Origin of the sequence: Flavobacterium ranwuense, assembly GCF_004349315.1 — a bacterium.
Taxonomy (GTDB): Bacteria; Bacteroidota; Bacteroidia; order Flavobacteriales; family Flavobacteriaceae; genus Flavobacterium; species Flavobacterium ranwuense.
Genome location: NZ_SMLH01000001.1, coordinates 576,939 through 594,399, shown reverse-complemented (window position 1 = coordinate 594,399; position 17,461 = coordinate 576,939). Strand labels below are relative to the sequence as shown.

General features: G+C 35.7%; 16 protein-coding genes. 12 read left to right on the top strand and 4 right to left on the bottom strand.

Translation table 11 applies throughout. The features are described 5' to 3' along the window. The first annotated feature begins 4 nt into the window (after positions 1 to 4). The 4 genes from sufB to sufD all read left to right on the top strand — a co-directional run bounded on the left by sufB (position 5) and on the right by sufD (position 4,127). Positions 5 to 1,453: a Fe-S cluster assembly protein SufB gene (gene sufB / locus E0I61_RS02580; RefSeq protein WP_132069213.1), complete on the top strand. Its 1,449-nt coding sequence runs from the start codon at positions 5 to 7 to the stop codon at positions 1,451 to 1,453. 7 nt (positions 1,454 to 1,460) lie between these two features. After that, positions 1,461 to 1,949, top strand: a complete 489-nt coding sequence (locus tag E0I61_RS02575; protein ID WP_132069211.1) for a flavodoxin family protein — start codon at positions 1,461 to 1,463, stop codon at positions 1,947 to 1,949. Between the two features lie 36 nt (positions 1,950 to 1,985). Beyond that, positions 1,986 to 2,738, top strand: a complete 753-nt coding sequence (gene sufC, locus E0I61_RS02570) for a Fe-S cluster assembly ATPase SufC (RefSeq protein WP_091166388.1) — start codon at positions 1,986 to 1,988, stop codon at positions 2,736 to 2,738. Positions 2,739 to 2,810: 72 nt separating this feature from the next. Continuing rightward, positions 2,811 to 4,127, top strand: a complete 1,317-nt coding sequence (sufD, locus tag E0I61_RS02565) for a Fe-S cluster assembly protein SufD (RefSeq protein ID WP_131990668.1) — start codon at positions 2,811 to 2,813, stop codon at positions 4,125 to 4,127. A 68-nt stretch (positions 4,128 to 4,195) separates the two neighbouring features. Here the strand turns inward: sufD and E0I61_RS02560 are convergent, their stop codons facing one another. After that, a complete protein-coding gene (locus E0I61_RS02560) occupies positions 4,196 to 5,572 on the bottom strand; it encodes a serine hydrolase domain-containing protein (protein WP_132069209.1) in 1,377 nt (458 codons plus the stop codon). A 384-nt stretch (positions 5,573 to 5,956) separates the two neighbouring features. On the opposite strand from E0I61_RS02560, the gene E0I61_RS02555 reads away from it, so the two are divergent. From E0I61_RS02555 to E0I61_RS02530, 6 genes are all read left to right on the top strand, one after another. After that, complete coding sequence (locus E0I61_RS02555; protein ID WP_132069207.1) at positions 5,957 to 7,171, top strand: aminotransferase class V-fold PLP-dependent enzyme; 1,215 nt, start codon at positions 5,957 to 5,959, stop codon at positions 7,169 to 7,171. A gap of 11 nt (positions 7,172 to 7,182) precedes the next feature. Further along, positions 7,183 to 7,617, top strand: a complete 435-nt coding sequence (locus E0I61_RS02550; protein ID WP_132069205.1) for a hypothetical protein — start codon at positions 7,183 to 7,185, stop codon at positions 7,615 to 7,617. Beyond that, positions 7,617 to 8,036, top strand: a complete 420-nt coding sequence (locus E0I61_RS02545; RefSeq protein WP_131990676.1) for a SufE family protein — start codon at positions 7,617 to 7,619, stop codon at positions 8,034 to 8,036. The genes E0I61_RS02550 and E0I61_RS02545 overlap by 1 nt, the downstream gene beginning before the upstream one ends. A 5-nt stretch (positions 8,037 to 8,041) precedes the next feature. Continuing rightward, positions 8,042 to 8,368: an SUF system Fe-S cluster assembly protein gene (locus E0I61_RS02540; RefSeq protein WP_131990678.1), complete on the top strand. Its 327-nt coding sequence runs from the start codon at positions 8,042 to 8,044 to the stop codon at positions 8,366 to 8,368. An 81-nt stretch (positions 8,369 to 8,449) separates the two neighbouring features. Next, the gene (locus tag E0I61_RS02535; RefSeq protein WP_132069203.1) at positions 8,450 to 8,962 is read left to right on the top strand and encodes a DUF2480 family protein; all 513 of its coding nucleotides are present in this window, start codon (positions 8,450 to 8,452) and stop codon (positions 8,960 to 8,962) included. A gap of 49 nt (positions 8,963 to 9,011) precedes the next feature. After that, positions 9,012 to 9,860, top strand: coding sequence for a DUF3078 domain-containing protein (locus E0I61_RS02530; protein ID WP_132069201.1), 849 nt, complete (start codon positions 9,012 to 9,014; stop codon positions 9,858 to 9,860). 54 nt (positions 9,861 to 9,914) lie between these two features. Here the strand turns inward: E0I61_RS02530 and hflX are convergent, their stop codons facing one another. Beyond that, on the bottom strand, positions 9,915 to 11,159 hold the full coding sequence (hflX, locus tag E0I61_RS02525; RefSeq protein WP_131990684.1) for a GTPase HflX: 1,245 nt from the start codon (positions 11,157 to 11,159) through the stop codon (positions 9,915 to 9,917). Between the two features lie 281 nt (positions 11,160 to 11,440). Between hflX and E0I61_RS02520 the strand changes: the two genes are divergently transcribed. Beyond that, on the top strand, positions 11,441 to 13,087 hold the full coding sequence (locus tag E0I61_RS02520) for a DUF6377 domain-containing protein (RefSeq protein ID WP_132069199.1): 1,647 nt from the start codon (positions 11,441 to 11,443) through the stop codon (positions 13,085 to 13,087). A gap of 313 nt (positions 13,088 to 13,400) precedes the next feature. After that, complete coding sequence (locus E0I61_RS02515; protein ID WP_132069197.1) at positions 13,401 to 15,518, top strand: glycoside hydrolase family 97 protein; 2,118 nt, start codon at positions 13,401 to 13,403, stop codon at positions 15,516 to 15,518. Between the two features lie 58 nt (positions 15,519 to 15,576). Here E0I61_RS02515 and E0I61_RS02510 read toward each other — a convergent pair whose 3' ends face one another. Then, positions 15,577 to 16,038, bottom strand: a complete 462-nt coding sequence (locus tag E0I61_RS02510) for an FKBP-type peptidyl-prolyl cis-trans isomerase (protein WP_132069195.1) — start codon at positions 16,036 to 16,038, stop codon at positions 15,577 to 15,579. Between the two features lie 60 nt (positions 16,039 to 16,098). Continuing rightward, positions 16,099 to 17,454, bottom strand: coding sequence for a DUF5689 domain-containing protein (locus E0I61_RS02505; protein ID WP_132069193.1), 1,356 nt, complete (start codon positions 17,452 to 17,454; stop codon positions 16,099 to 16,101). Positions 17,455 to 17,461: the final 7 nt, after the last annotated feature.

Below are 17,461 nucleotides of genomic sequence, written 5' to 3'. Positions count from 1 at the left end.
AATTATGTCAAAATACACAGAAGACGACTTAAAAATCGAACTCGAAAATAAAGAATACGAATACGGATTTTATACCGAATTAGAATCAGAAACGTTTCCTATTGGTTTAAATGAAGATATAGTTCGTGCCATATCCCATAAAAAAGGAGAACCTCAATGGATGACTGATTGGCGTCTTGAGGCTTTTCGTGCTTGGGAGCAAATGACAGAGCCAGAATGGGCAAATGTGCATTATATCAAACCTGATTTTCAGGCCATTTCCTATTATTCAGCCCCAAAAGCGGTAGATCCTAATAAAACATTGGACGATGTAGACCCTGAACTTTTAGAAATGTATAAAAAGTTGGGCATCTCTGTCGATGAGCAAAAAATGATGAATAATGTAGCTATGGATATCGTAGTCGATTCGGTTTCAGTAGCGACTACATTCAAGAAAACATTAGGTGAAAAAGGAATCATTTTTATGAGTATTTCTGAAGCCATCAAAGAACATCCGGAATTAGTCCGTAAATATTTAGGAACGGTTGTACCACAAAAAGATAACTTTTATGCGGCGCTGAATTCGGCAGTTTTCTCTGATGGGTCTTTCTGTTATATTCCAAAAGGCGTTCGTTGCCCTATGGAACTTTCGACTTATTTCAGAATCAATCAAGCCGGAACAGGACAGTTCGAGAGAACATTATTAGTTGCTGACGAAGGTAGTTATGTTTCTTACTTAGAAGGATGTACTGCTCCAAGTCGTGATGAAAACCAATTGCACGCTGCAGTAGTGGAATTAATTGCATTGGACGATGCTGAAATCAAATATTCAACCGTACAAAACTGGTATCCTGGAAACAAAGAAGGAAAAGGTGGGGTTTTCAATTTTGTGACCAAAAGAGGTATCTGCGAGAAAAATGCAAAAATTTCTTGGACTCAAGTTGAAACAGGTTCAGCGATAACTTGGAAATATCCTTCCGTTATTTTAAAAGGAGATAATTCAACAGGTGAATTTTATTCGATTGCTGTTACCAATAATTTCCAACAAGCCGATACAGGAACCAAAATGATCCATTTAGGAAAAAACTCTAAATCGACCATTATCTCTAAAGGAATTTCTGCAGGAAGATCACAAAACAGTTACCGTGGTTTGGTGCAAATTAGCGCTAGAGCGGATAACGCCAGAAACTTTTCACAATGTGACTCGTTATTAATGGGAAACAATTGTGGCGCACACACTTTCCCTTATATCGAAAGTAAAAATCCATCGGCAAAAATAGAACATGAGGCTACGACAAGTAAAATTGGCGAAGACCAAGTTTTCTATTGCAACCAACGTGGAATTCCAACCGAAAAAGCCATCGCTTTAATCGTAAACGGTTTCAGCAAAGATGTATTGAATAAATTACCAATGGAATTCGCAGTAGAAGCACAAAAATTATTAGAAATTTCTCTTGAGGGAAGTGTTGGATAATTTGAATATGGGAAACACGAAAGTTATTATTGTCGGTTCTTCCAGAAACAATGGAAATACTTCAAAAATAGTTGATAAAATTTCCAACCAAATAAATGCTGATGTTATCGATTTAAGAGATTATTCTATTTCCTATTATGATTATGAAAGTGAAAATAGAGCCGATGATTTTTTGCCTTTAATAACTTCTATCATTGAAAAATATGACACGCTAGTTTTTGCAACACCCGTTTACTGGTATGCGATGAGCGGAATAATGAAAGTGTTTTTTGACCGTTTTTCTGATTTAATCAGAATCGAAAAAGAATTAGGTCGAAAATTAAGAGGTAAAAATATGTTTGTAATTTCAAATTCTGATGAAGATCAATTAGAGTATGATTTTTATTTACCCTTTCGATTATCAGCGGAATATTTAGGAATAAAATATTTAGGAGAAAAGCATTTATCCTATCAAACAATAAAAGACCAAGAACGCATCAATAGTATTTTAGAATAAAAGAGAATTTAAATCCTTTTAAAATTAAAGAAACAAATGTTAAGTATAAAAAATTTACACGCCTCAATTGGGGATAAAGAAATATTAAAAGGGATTAACCTTGAGGTGAAAGCGGGAGAAATTCACGCGATAATGGGACCAAACGGTGCCGGAAAAAGTACCCTTGCTTCCATCATTGCAGGAAACGAAAACTATGAAGTAACCGAAGGTGAAATCTCTTTAGACGGAGAAGACCTTTCTGAATTGGCGCCAGAAGAAAGAGCACATAAAGGAGTGTTTTTATCGTTCCAATATCCGGTGGAAATTCCAGGAGTTTCGGTAACGAACTTCATGAGAACAGCCATTAACGAAACACGCAAAGCAAACGGTCTGGAAGAAATGCCGGCTAAAGATATGCTAAAAGTGATTCGTGAAAAATCAGAATTATTAGAAATTGACAGAAAATTTTTGTCTCGTTCTCTAAACGAAGGTTTTTCTGGTGGAGAGAAAAAACGTAACGAAATTTTCCAAATGGCAATGTTAGAACCAAAATTGGCTATTCTTGATGAAACCGATTCTGGACTTGATATTGATGCCTTGCGTATCGTTGCAAATGGTGTTAACAAACTAAAAAGCGACAAAAATGCAATCGTAGTGATTACGCACTACCAAAGATTACTGGATTATATCGTTCCTGATTTTGTTCACGTACTATACAACGGAAAAATTGTAAAATCCGGTGGGAAAGAACTAGCGCACGAACTGGAAGAAAAAGGGTACGACTGGATTAAACAAGAACAAGAAGCGTAAAATTAGTTTGCAGTTACAGTTTGCAGTTTGCAAAACTCATAACTTATAACTCATAACTTATAACTACCAAAAATGGAATTGAAAGAAAAATTACTATCGTCTTTTATGGCTTTCGAAGAGCGTATTGATGTTCACTCCGAACTTCATGATGTGAGAACTGCCGCCATAAAAAACTTTGAAGATAAAGGTTTTCCAACCAAAAAAGATGAAGCTTGGAAATACACTTCGCTAAACGCCATCCTAAAAAATGACTTTACCGTTTTTCCAAAGGAAGAAAATGCAGTTGAATTCAACCACGTAAAAAAATACTTTTTACACGAAATAGACACCTATAAAGTCGTGTTTATTGATGGCGTTTTCAGTTCGCATTTATCGTCAACAACACACGAAGGAATTGATGTTTGCTTGATGTCATCGGCATTGACCAAACCAAAATACAAAATGATTATTGATACGTATTTTAATCAAATTGCCAGCAAAGACGAAAGCTTGACTTCACTGAATACGGCTTTTGCTAACGAAGGAGCATATATCAACATTCCAAAAAGCAAAGTGGCTGATAAGCCTATTGAGATTATGTATTTCTCAACAGGAAATGAAGTGGCACTTATGGTTCAACCAAGAAATTTGGTGATTGTTGGGGAGAATTCTCATGTTCAAATTATTGAACGTCATCAAAGTTTAAACGAAAATCCAGTGTTAACGAATTCCGTTACCGAGATTTTTGCTCAAAAACGCGCGATTGTTGATTATTACAAAATTCAAAACGATACGCTTGAAGCGAATCTAATCGATAATACCTACGTTTCTCAACAAAAAGAAAGTCACGTCTCTGTTCACACCTTCTCTTTTGGAGGAAACTTAACGAGAAACAACTTGAATTTCTATCACTTTGGGGAACGATTGACAAGTACCTTAAACGGAATCACGATTATTGGCGAAAAGCAACACGTAGATCATTATACTTTGGTAAAACATTCGGCTCCAAATTGCGAAAGTTTCCAAGATTATAAAGGAATCTATGCTGATCGCTCTACAGGAGTTTTCAACGGAAAAGTGTATGTGGAGAAAGACGCTCAAAAAACGAATGCGTTCCAAAAAAGCAACAACATTTTATTGAGCGACAAAGCGACAATAAATGCAAAACCACAATTGGAAATTTTTGCCGATGACGTAAAATGTTCTCACGGTTGTACTGTTGGACAATTGGACGAAACGGCAATGTTCTACATGCAACAACGCGGAATTCCTAAAAAAGAAGCCAAAGCGTTATTGATGTATGCGTTCTCGAATGCCGTTATCGAAAACATCAAAATACCGGAACTTAAAAAACGAATTACCACTATTATCGCTAATAAATTAGGCGTGAAATTGGGATTTGATTTGTAAGTCATTACTAAAAAGTTTCATAGCAACCCTTTCAGAGTTTAAAACTCTGAAAGGGTTTTTTAATACCATTACTTCTTCAAACTCCCAATAATCCCACTCAACATTCCATTAAAATCAAATTCAGATTCTTCTTTCAAACCCATTCTTACAATAACTAAATCCAATGACGGAATAATCGCCACCATTTGTCCTTGAAAACCGCTGCAATAATACATGTCTCTTGGAACATCGGGAAAGTGTCCGCCGGCATTGAGCCAAAAATGTGCACCGTATCTTCTGTCTGACTTATTTGTAGGATTTGCAGTATATTTCTCCCAACTTTCGTTAAAAATTTGTTCGCCGTTCCAATTGCCTTTGTGCAAATACAACAAACCAAATTTTGACCAATCGCGTGTTGTAGCCCAACCGTACGATGAACCTACGTAATTCCCCGCCATATCCGTTTCGATTACCATAGAATTCATTCCAATTTTATCAATCAAAGCAGAATACCAAAAATCTAAATACTCCTGATGCGTTTTGAACTGCTTCCGCAAAATCCCAGAGAGTAAATTAGTAGTTCCCGAAGAATAATTCCACCGCATATTGGGTTTATACTCCGCCGGTTTCTCTAGTTGTACCCGAGTCATATCTTCGGCCTGAAACAGCATTTTGGTAGCATCAGAAATGGTATTGTAATTTTCTACCCATTCTAAACCGGAATTCATATGCAATAAATCGTTGGTAGTGATTATTTTGCGTTTGTCATTCGCCCATTCTGGAATTGGAGCAGGATCCTCTATATCAAATTTTCTTTGTCTCTCCAAAATTCCAAAGATGGTGCTAGTAATACTTTTAGTCATGGACCACCCTAATAGTTTACTGTTTTTATCAAAACCGGTATCGTACTTTTCGGCAATGATTTTGTCTTTATAAATCACTAAAATCGAACGCGTTCTTTTTTTGATTTGCTTCGCCTGTTCGCCTTTTAGGCTCGAGTCACCTTTCGCATCAAAAGCATTGGCGACAGCCGCATTCAATTTAGTATAATCAACATTTGCAAAAACGGTGTCTTTGGATTCGTTATTCCCATACGGAAAAGGCAAATTGCTGTTCAATTTTGTTCTTTTCGGAACCAAATACGGTTTTGTAACATCAAAATCATCGTTGATCAAAGTGGCTCCCAAACCTTCGCGGTAAATTGCTTTTCGTTCCTTCAAACCATAAACTGAAGCAACGGCAAACTTTGCTGTTTCTTCTATTTTATTTTTGGCCAAATCAATCATGTCAATATCATTGTCGCTTTTCTCGATCATTTCCTGTGAACGATTATCAATAAAATATCCCGAAGCGATACTTTTGGCTGAAAAGCCGGATATTAAATCCAGTTTTGGATAGGTCGTGAATCCAAAATAAAAGATTCCGATAAAAGACGCAAAACCAACAAACTTAAAGAGATTTTTCATACGAAGTTAATATTTATTTTTTATCGGAATATGGAATTAATGACCGTTGATATTGTTTTTTGTGTGTCATTGAACTTCGTTTCGCATATCTTAATCAATTTTTGCATCACGTTTTCGGCATGCTCATTTCATAGTAGCTAATTGTAAAACAATGCAATATAATTATTTTTTAGTCACAAATTCAAGAATTCTATTGTAATGAAACACCGAAATTAACAGAAGTAAATTGGTGAATTGATGGCTAAAACAATTTAGTTTTTATTACTTTTGTATTTAGAAAAATTCTAAATAAAGAAACGCAAATTAGAATTTTGATTATTTTAAAAGATTGTCATTATTGGCGTTACATCTGACCAATAAAAAGCAATAAAAACAAGCAGGTAAATGTTAGACATAAATAAAATTAGAGCCGATTTCCCAATCCTTTCCCAAAAAGTAAACGGAAAACCATTGGTTTATTTCGACAATGGAGCTACTTCGCAAAAACCACAAGTTGTGATTGATGCGATTTCAAAATATTATCAGGAAATTAATGCCAATATTCATCGTGGCGTTCATACGTTGAGTCAGCTAGCAACCGACGCTTATGAAGCTTCCCGTGGTAAAATTCAAAATCATATCAATGCAAAATTCGCTCACGAAGTACTTTTTACTTCGGGAACAACACACGGAATTAATCTAGTGACCAATGGATTTGCCTCTCTTTTAAAACCGGGGGATGAAGTTTTAGTTTCAGCATTGGAACACCACAGCAATATTGTGCCTTGGCAAATGTTATGCGAGAAAACCGGAGCGACACTGAAGGTCATTCCGATGAATGCCGATGGTGAATTGATTATGTCTGAATACGACAAATTGCTTTCGGATAAAACTAAGATTGTTACCGTAAACCATATTTCGAATGCTCTTGGAACTGTCAATCCGATTAAATACATGATTGACAAAGCACATGAAGTTGGAGCGGCGATTTTAATCGACGGAGCGCAAGCCGTTCCACATCTGAAACCAGATGTTCAGGAATTGGATTGTGATTTTTATGCTTTTTCAGGACATAAAATGTGCGGCCCAACAGGAACCGGAATTTTATATGGAAAAGAAGCGTGGTTGAATAAACTACCGCCCTATCAAGGTGGGGGCGAAATGATTAAGGAAGTGACTTTCGAGAAAACAACTTATGCTGATTTGCCCCATAAATTTGAAGCTGGAACCCCAAATATCGCCGGTGGAATTGTTTTGGGAACTGCAGTTGATTATATGAATGGAGTTGGTTTTGAAAACATTCAACAACAAGAAAAAGAATTACTGGAGTATGGTACGCAACGCTTACTGGAAATTGAAGGTCTGAAGATTTTTGGTACATCCGCAGCAAAAACTTCCGTAATTTCGTTTAATATTGAAGGAATTCATCCCTATGATATTGGTACGATAATTGACAAATTAGGAATAGCCGTAAGAACGGGCCATCATTGCGCGCAACCAATCATGAATTTCTTTTGTATTCCGGGAACGATACGAGCATCATTTGCTTTTTATAATACCAAAGAAGAAATTGACGTTATGGTTGAGGCTATAAAAAAAGCAAAATTAATGTTATCCTAAAATATAAACCCATGAAAACATTGTCTTTATTGTTCCTGACCATTTTTCTAGGCAATGGTTGTAATAGCGCCAAAGCGCAAGAAATCAGCAACGCTGTAATTGAATATGAAGCCAACACCAGAGGTTTTTATCAAAAAATAACAGTGAAGAATCAGATGGTTACTGTTTCAAAAGATAGAGATGGAAATGACAAACCGGTACCGACAAAAATATCGGATGCCGACTGGAAAGAACTGGTAGACTGTTTTAAAACTATGGAATTGGATAATTTGTCCAAACTTAAAGCGCCTACCGAAAAACGTTTTCATGACGGTGCGGCGATAGCCCATTTGAAAATTACTTATAAAGACAAACCCTATGAAACTACTAGTTTTGACCATGGTTTTCCACCAAAAGAAATTAAGAAATTTGTAAATAAAATAAATTCATTTGCTAAAAAAGAATAATGAAAATTAAAGACATACAAGAAGAAATCGTTGATGAGTTTTCTATGTTTGACGACTGGATGGAGCGTTATGAATACATCATCGAATTAGGAAAAAATCTTCCTTTAATCAAAGAAGAATTCAAAACAGAAAACAATCTGATCAAAGGCTGTCAATCGAAAGTGTGGTTGCAAGGAGAAAAAAAAGATGACAAAATTGTTTTCACTGCCGATAGTGATGCCATTTTGACAAAAGGAATCATTGCTATATTAATCCGCACTTTTTCAAATCAAAGCGCCAAAGATATTCTGGAAGCCGACATGGATTTTATTGACAAAATAGGCTTAAAAGAACATTTATCACCAACTCGTGCCAATGGATTAGTATCGATGATAAAAAATATAAAAATGTATGCTTTGGCATTCAACACGCAAAACTAAATAAAATGGAAGAAACAATTATAGACACTGCCGAGTTAGGAGAATCAATCGTAAAAATATTAAAGACTATTTACGATCCGGAGATTCCTGTAGATATTTACGAATTAGGATTGATTTATGACGTGATGGTCAATACGGATTACGAAGTAAAAATCCTGATGACACTTACATCCCCAAACTGCCCAGTTGCAGAAAGTTTACCAAGAGAAGTAGAAGAAAAGGTAAAATCGATAGATAATGTAAAAGATGCTGAAGTAGAAATTACTTTTGATCCGCCTTGGAGTAAAGATTTAATGAGCGAAGAAGCAAAATTAGAATTGGGAATGCTTTAAAATTTAGTCATAAAGTTGAAAGTCATAAAGTCTTAAAACACTGACCTTATGACTTTCGACATTCGACTTTAAGACATAATTATGGAAGAAATAATAAATAAAGTTGCGAATAGTGTTTTGGAAGTTTTCGATCTCGAAGATTATTATCCAAGAGGGATTCGTACGCAAATAGATATTTCGCAATGGCTTCTGGAAGGATTTTTATTAAAAGAAAAAGACTTTAGAGAAGAGCTAAAAAATCATGATTGGTCACAATACCAGGATCAATATGTTGCTATTCATTGCAGCACTGATGCTATTGTTCCGGCCTGGGCTTCGATTTTGGTTGCGATTCAATTAGCGCCATTTGCAAAGAAAATCATTAATGGAACTTTGGAAGATTTAGACGCTTCACTTTATGAAGAATTACTGCCTAAAATTGATTATTCGGCATATAAAAACAAGCCTGTTATTATAAAAGGGTGCTCGAGAAAACCGGTTCCGATGCGGGCTTATGTATTAGCAGCGCATTACTTGCAACCTTTTGCACGAAGTATTATGTATGGCGAAGCTTGCTCTGCCGTTCCATTGTACAAAGCGCCTAAAAAGGACTAATACATTGCATTTATTTATACTTTAATGGTAGAATTTAAAATATAAAGTCATGAAAAAAATAGCGTTTTCTTTAGTATTACTTTTTGCGATAATTTCTATACATGCGCAAGAAACTCCAAAAGACTCTACAAAATTTTGGACCAAAAAAGGAAACATCTCTTTGCTTTTTAATCAATCGGCTTACAATAAACAATGGCTGGGTGGTGGAACTTCAAACGTTGCCGGTAATTTTGGTTTGAATTACGACTTCAATTATAAAAAAGGAGATGTCGTTTGGGATAATAAATTCATTCTAGGTTATGGTTTAAGCAAAATAAAAGGAGACGAAAAAACCGCAAAGACGGATGATCGTTTAGAACTTAATTCCCTTTGGGGCAAGAAAGCTAAAGGAGATTGGTATTATTCTATTTTTTTCAATTTAAAAACACAAATGGATTCTGGTTTTGACAAAAATGAAGTCAGAATTTCTCATTTCTTTTCACCTTCTTATTTTCAATTTGGACCTGGTATGTGGTGGAAAAAAAGCAATAATCTTAGCGTTAACTTTTCTCCGGCTACAGCAAAATTAATTTTAGTTGACGATCATTTTACTCAATTTGGCCCTTCTTTTGGAGTCTTGCAAGGAGATAATTCCAGATTTGAATTTGGCGCCAGTATTCAGGGATATTACAAATTCAATATAATGACAAATGTATCTATTGAAAACAGACTGAATTTATATTCTAATTATTTAGAGAATCCACAGAATATTGATGTGGATTATCAAATGAATGTACTCCTTAAAATAAATAAATACTTGTCAGCAAACGTAGCGGTACAGGCAATTTATGATGACAATTCTGTACAAGCCGTTCAAGTAAGAGAAGTATTTGGTTTAGGCGTAAACTACGGTTTTTAGAAATAGCATTTTTATAAAAAAAGACCTTTAGAAATTTCTAAGGTCTTTTCATTTTTATTCTAATTCTTCATTTTCTTCTTCTTTCTCCACAGCGTCTTTATAATCCGGATATAAAAACTTATTGTACGGAAAACGGGTGATGTGAATGTGTCGTACGGCTTCGTAAACACGTTCTCTGAATTCCTCAAAATTTTCTTTATTGGTAGCCGAGATAAACAATGCATTTTGTTCGCCTACTCTACTCATCCAAGTCGATTTCCATTCTTCCAGCGTGTAATGTCTTGGCGTTTTCTCCGTCATTAAATCATCTTCATCAATAGTCAAATGCTTGTAGGCATCGATTTTATTGAAAACCATAATTACCGGCTTGTCATTGGCTTTGATGTCCAATAACGTTTGGTTTACCGATGCGATATGATCCTCAAATTCAGGATGTGAAATATCAACTACGTGCAATAACAAATCGGCTTCACGAACCTCATCCAGTGTACTTTTGAAAGAATCTACCAATTGTGTTGGCAATTTTCTGATAAATCCTACGGTATCCGAAAGTAAGAAAGGCAAGTTTTTAATAACCACTTTTCGAACGGTGGTGTCCAAAGTTGCAAAAAGTTTATTTTCTACAAAAACATCACTTTTCCCAACGGCATTCATCAAAGTCGATTTCCCCACATTAGTATATCCTACTAAAGCCACACGAACCATTGCGCCACGATTACCGCGTTGCACGCCCATTTGCTTGTCGATGGTTTTTATTTTCTCTTTCAATAATGCGATTCGGTCCCGAACAATACGTCTGTCTGTTTCAATCTCCGTTTCTCCAGGTCCACGCATTCCAATTCCCCCTTTTTGACGCTCAAGGTGCGTCCACATTCCGGAAAGTCTTGGTAATAAATATTGGCATTGTGCTAATTCTACTTGCGTTCTTGCATACGAAGTTTCGGCGCGTTGCGCAAAAATATCCAGGATAAGGTGCGTTCTATCCAGGATTTTACAATCGATAATTTTAGATATATTTTTTTGTTGGGAAGGTGATAATTCATCATCAAATACCAAAGTCGAAATATCATTCTCTTTTACAAAAAGATTGATTTCCTCTATTTTTCCAGTTCCAACAAAAGTCTTGGGATTAGGACGTTCCATTTTTTGTGAAAAACGTTTCACCACTTGGCCCCCAGCGGTAAAGGTCAAAAACTCTAATTCGTCAAGATATTCGTTTAGTTTCTCTTCACTTTGATTTTGAGTTATAACACCAACTATAGCCGTTTTTTCGAAATTTATTACTTCTTTTTCTAACATGTCTTTGAATAAGTTACAAATTTAATGATTTGTGAGCGACTTATGGAGTTCTGGGTTTATAAAAAGTCAGAAGCTGTGAATAATGATAGTTTTTTGAAACGAACATCCATTATTATTGGTAAAGACTTCACTTTATTCGAAATAAAAAATGAAACTATAAAATAGTGTAAATCCTTTGCAAGCTTCCTTTTCAATTTAATTTTTCTAACTTTATTACGATTCGAGTTTTAGGAGTTAGTCTAGATTTTTAATTATTTTTACATGAATTTAATTCCATTTGAATGAATCGCTTTCTGACAATACTTATTGCATTTCTATTTCCTGTTTTTATTTTTGCCCAAAATAATTCTGATGAATTGTTGGATGAATTAGACAAAACAGTAGATGATTATGCTGTTTATTCCAATAAAAAAGAGCGTGAAATCAACAAACTAAAAGAGCTGCTGTCCTACACTTCTACTGAAATTCAAAAATATGATATTTATGGAAAATTATATGCTGAATATAAATCCTATCAGTCGGATTCAGCCTTAATTTATGCAAGAAAGAGTTTTCAAATAGCCGAAAGACTAAATGACATTCAAAAGATTAATAATGCCCGATTAAATCTGGCTTCCATAATGGGAACATTAGGAATGTACAAGGAAGCAACTGATATTCTTAATACAATCGACATCAATACTTCGCCCGAACTAAAAGGCTATTATTTTACCGTTAATAGTGTCGTTTACGGGTATATGTCAGATTATGCGGCTTCGCTTCAGGAAAAAGAAAAGTATATTGTACTAACCAAGAAGTACCGTGATTCTTCCTTAATTTTTTATCCTACACAATCGAGTCCGTATATTATGGCGAAGTCCAGTATGCTTCTTGATGCTGAAAAACACAATGAAACACTGGCTTTATTACTAAAGTATTTTCCGAATATTGCTCACAACAGTCACGACCGAGCTGTTATTGCCTATATTATTTCCCAGGCGTATCGCGGAAAAAAAGATCCTAAGCAGGAGAAAAAATGGTTAACAATTTCTGCTATTTCCGATTTGCAGTTGGCTAAGAAAGAATATATTTCGTTGCGTTCATTGGCTTTTATAATGTATGAAGACGGAGATATAGACCACGCTTATAAATACATTAAACGTTCTCTTGAAGATGCCCTTTTTTGTAATGCGCGCTTACGGACGTATGAAATATCGAAGATGTTGCCCATTATCAACGAGGCGTATCAAAAACAAAATGAAACCAATCGACTTCAATTAATTCTGTTTTTGATAAGTGCCAGTATATTATCGGTGTTCTTGTTGGCGGTTCTTTTTTTACTTTTTAAGCAAATGAAGAAATTGTCCAAAGCAAAGCAGGATTTAAGTTTAGCCAACAGCAAGCTTTCGGAATTGAATAAAGAATTATACACCTTCAATGAGAAGTTAAACGAAACCAATTATACGCTGACTGAAGCCAATCTTTTAAAGGAAATATACATTGGCCGCTACATGGATCAGTGTTCGGACTATATAGGCAAGTTAGATGAATACCGCCGAAAATTGAATGTCATGGCAATGACAGGAAAAATGAACGACCTAGTCAGTGCCGTAAAATCGAAACAGTTTGTCGAAAATCAGCTCGCAGCGTTTTATACGAATTTCGACAAGACTTTCCTGCAACTTTTCCCTAATTTCATACAAGAATTCAGTGCTTTATTGATTGATGACGAAGCAACACAATTGAAGGAAGGCGAACTCCTGAATACGGAATTAAGAATCTTTGCACTCATTCGTTTGGGCATCAAGGATAGCGCAAAAATATCAACTTTTCTTCGGTATTCGGTATCCACTATTTACAATTACCGTTCGCAAGTCAAAAACAAAGCAGCGGGTCCACGTGAGGAATTTGAAGCAAAAGTAATGCGGATTGGAACCAATTTAAAATAGAAAAATCCTGTTTTTTAAGGAGGTCTTTGGGATTAAAACAATCTCGAAGACCTTTTTTTTATTATAAATCTACCACTTTTTTTAAGCGCCAAATTAGAATAACAAACATTTAATCAGTACATTACAACTAAAAAACTAAAACTAAATCTACTTTTTTATAATGATAAAAACATGTAGCGTGTAAAGCGTTTACTTTTACTTTCTCGAAATTCGAAATTTCAATTAAAAACTTTAGATTCTTTATAAATCGATTTCGTGAAAATCGCATGCTGTTACCCAACCTGGAATTAATTATTAATTTATATTTAAAAAAATGAAGCAATTTCTTTTTACAGCCCTAGTGTGGCTAGCGTTTTTTAGCCCTGCAAAATCGCAGCAATTAAAATCACCAAATGGAAAATTTGTGATGGAGTTTACATTACAAAATGACGGAACTCCAAGTTACAGTTTAAATTACAAAAGTAAAGCAGTTGTAAAACCAAGTAAATTGGGTCTTGAGTTAAAAAATGACAAAAAATCGTTGTTAAATGATTTCACTGTTATCGATACTAAAACAGCAACTTTTGATGAAAATTGGAAACCCGTTTGGGGAGAAGTTGCATCAATTCGCAATCATTATAACGAATTGGCATTAACCTTAAACCAAAAAGAAACCGACAGACAAATTGTTATTCGTTTTCGTTTGTTTGACGATGGTCTAGGATTCCGTTATGAATTTCCTTCACAAAAAAACCTTACTTATTTTGTAATCAAAGAAGAGAGAACACAGTTTGCCATGGCAGGCGATCATACTGCTTTTTGGATTCCTGGTGATTATGATACCCAAGAATACGATTATACTACCTCAAAATTATCTGAAATCAGAGGCTTATCAGAAAAAGCAACTACTGCAAATGTTTCTCAAAAGTCTTTTTCTACAACAGGAGTTCAGACTTCGCTAATGCTAAAAACAGCGGATGGATTGTATATCAATTTACATGAAGCGGCATTAATAGACTATTCGTGCATGCATTTGAATCTGGATGATAAAAACATGGTTTTTGAATCCTGGTTGACACCAGATGCCAAAGGAGACAAAGGATATATGCAGGCTCCAAACCATTCGCCTTGGCGTACCATAATTGTTAGTGATGACGCAAGAGAAATTCTGGCTTCAAAAATGACGCTGAATTTGAATGAGCCTTCTAAAATAGAAGATACGTCATGGATAAAACCCGTAAAATATGTGGGTGTTTGGTGGGAAATGATTACAGGAAAAAGCTCTTGGGCGTATACTGATGAGTTTCCAACGGTACAACTGGGCGTTACTGATTTTGCAAAAGCTAAACCAAATGGGAAACACGGTGCAAATAACGCTAATGTAAAAAAATATATTGATTTTGCAGCCAAAAACGGTTTTGATGCGGTATTGGTCGAAGGTTGGAATGAAGGTTGGGAAGACTGGTTTGGACACTCCAAAGATTATGTTTTTGATTTTTTAACTCCGTATCCGGATTTTGACGTCAAAGGATTGCATGAATATGCCAAATCAAAAGGAGTTAAAATGATTATGCACCATGAAACTTCGGGTTCTGTGCGTAACTATGAGCGTCACATGGATAAAGCGTATCAGTTTATGAATGACAATGGATATGATGCCGTGAAAAGTGGGTATGTTGGTGATATCATGCCAAGAGGCGAAAATCATTACAGCCAATGGATTGTCAATCACTATCAATATGCATTAGAAAAAGCAGCCGATTATAAAATTATGGTGAATGCGCATGAGGCGGTTCGTCCAACGGGAATTTCCAGAACGTATCCCAATTTAATTGGTAACGAAGCCGCAAGAGGAACAGAATATCAATCTTTTGGTGGTTCTAAACCGAATCACGTAACGGTATTGCCTTTTACACGTTTAGTGGGCGGACCGATGGATTATACACCGGGTATTTTTGAAATGGATTTAAGCAAATTGAATCCTGACAATAATTCTCATGTTAACAGTACGATTGCTAATCAATTGGCATTGTATGTAACGATGTACAGCCCATTACAAATGGCAGCTGATACACCAGAAAATTACGATCGCTTTCCGGATGCTTTCCAGTTTATTAAAGATGTAGCAGTAGATTGGACAGACAGCAAATACCTTGAAGCAGAACCAGGGCAATATGTGACCGTTGCACGTAAAGCAAAAGTGACGAACAACTGGTTTATCGGTAATGTAAATGGTGATACTTCCCGTACCTCAACGATCAAATTTGATTTCTTGGAAAAAGGAAAAAAATATATGGCTACGATTTATGCTGATGCAAAAGATGCGCATTATAAAACCAATCCGCAAGCGTATACGATTCGTAAAATGACGGTAACTAATAAATCGAAACTGTCACAACTCAGTGCTCCTGGTGGAGGTTATGCGATAAGCATCGTTGAAATCAAAAAATAAGTAACTACAAAAGGCTGTCCGAAAAGACAGCCTTTTGTGATTTTATAATAGCCTTGAACTAATTTACTTTAATCAGTTTGACATCAAAAATAAGAACAGAACCTCCTGGAATAGGTCCGCTACCATTGCTTCCGTAACCCAGATGAGCAGGAATTAAAAGAACTCCGTTTCCACCTTCCTTAAAATAGGGAATGCCTTCTGTCCAACCTTTTATTACTTGATTTAATCCAAAAGAAATTCCTTCTGCTTTACTTTCATCAAAAACAGATCCATTGGTAAAAAAACCTTTATAAGCTACCGTTACATTAGATGAAGCTGTTGGTTGCGCACCTGTTCCTGCTTCATTAACCACATAATACAACCCTGAATCGGTTTTTGTGGCAGTCAATTTATTTTTGGCAATGTAATCCACAATTTCTTTTTCGTTTTGAACGGTGTAATCAACAGGTTTAGATGCTTCATTATCCGATAAACAAGAAACAAATAATAAAGAAATTAGGGCTAATAAAGTAGATTTCATAATTTAATTTAAATGTTAAGGCTGCAAATATAGTAATTCAAGCCAAGCCTTTTATAAAAATTATTTATACCCATAAACCTGAACATCATCTACTTGAAAAGCACCATCCAAAGCCAGATTTTTTCCGGAACCTGTATATTTAAAAGCAATGTTGATTTTACCTTTGTACGAAGATAAATCTACTGCGCCACTTCCTATAAACTGATACCAAGGGGTAGCTTGTTTGGGTAAATTGACAACTAATGGAGTCCAAGTTGCTGTCGCCGTATTCAACCCGTCAAAATTACTGGAAACATAAACTTCCAGAGAATTTAACTGGGAATCAACGTCTAAATGATGCTGAGCCGTTCTAAAAGTCAAGACTTCTTTCGTGTGAACATCCATATCAATTTTTGGCGAAATCAACCAAGCCACATTCGAAACGACTTTGGTTCCTGTAATATTAAATTCGGCATAACCGTTTCCGGAATAGACTGTGCCTTTCCAGAAAAGCGTTCCTTTTTGGACTATATTCGCCCAATCTGGAAGACTCAAATTCGACTTATCAACTACGGTTTCAAAATCTTGAGAGAAAAAAGGAATTGCTCTGGTTCCGGTCATCACAACATCCTTTTCAGAGCGCGGTAATAGCTGGTAATCCGTTCCGAATTTTGTCAAAATCCCTTTTACTTTTCCACTTCCATTGGGAACTACTTTAGTCGCAAAATCAGAAAAACTACTCGTTCTAAAATAGACTTGATTGCCCAATTTATCCATCAAACCCCAATTCGTAGCGCCACCCACATTATTAGTTTCTTCAAAATAATGACGTCCTATTGCGGTGGCTGTAAATTGAACATCTGACAATTCGATCAACGTATTCAAATTAGAATCGTTCAGTAATTCCGACATCGAAATGGACCGAATCAACAAGTCCTCACTAACATTCGTACAGGAAGCGTTCAGCACTTTTTTATAATCATTTTGAGAAAGTCGACCCACTCCGCCTTCATTATAAGAATTTACAAAAATGCTTCCTATACGCATCCCGCCAAATAAAATATCCGTGTATTGGTCTTTTAATTTTAAGTACACTTTATTGCCCAATCTGTAATCAATATACAAATTTGTAGCATCCACAGGAACACTAAATCCTATCGCTGGTGTTGTGGCTGTTGCCAAAGTTTGAAAGGAAATCGTCTTGAAAAAATTTCCAGATTCATCGCTGGAAACCACATATGCCTCAATGATATCGTCATATTTGTATTGGGTTACAATGGCATTCGCAGCAGCCTGAACTTCGCTAACCGTTGCATTAGTAACTAAATCCGGTTGTGTACAAATGAGTTTTGGAGCCGCAACCTCATCCGTTACACAACTACAGAATGTAATTATCAACAGCAAAAATAAAAAGGATTTGTAGAATGTTGATTTCATATGCTTT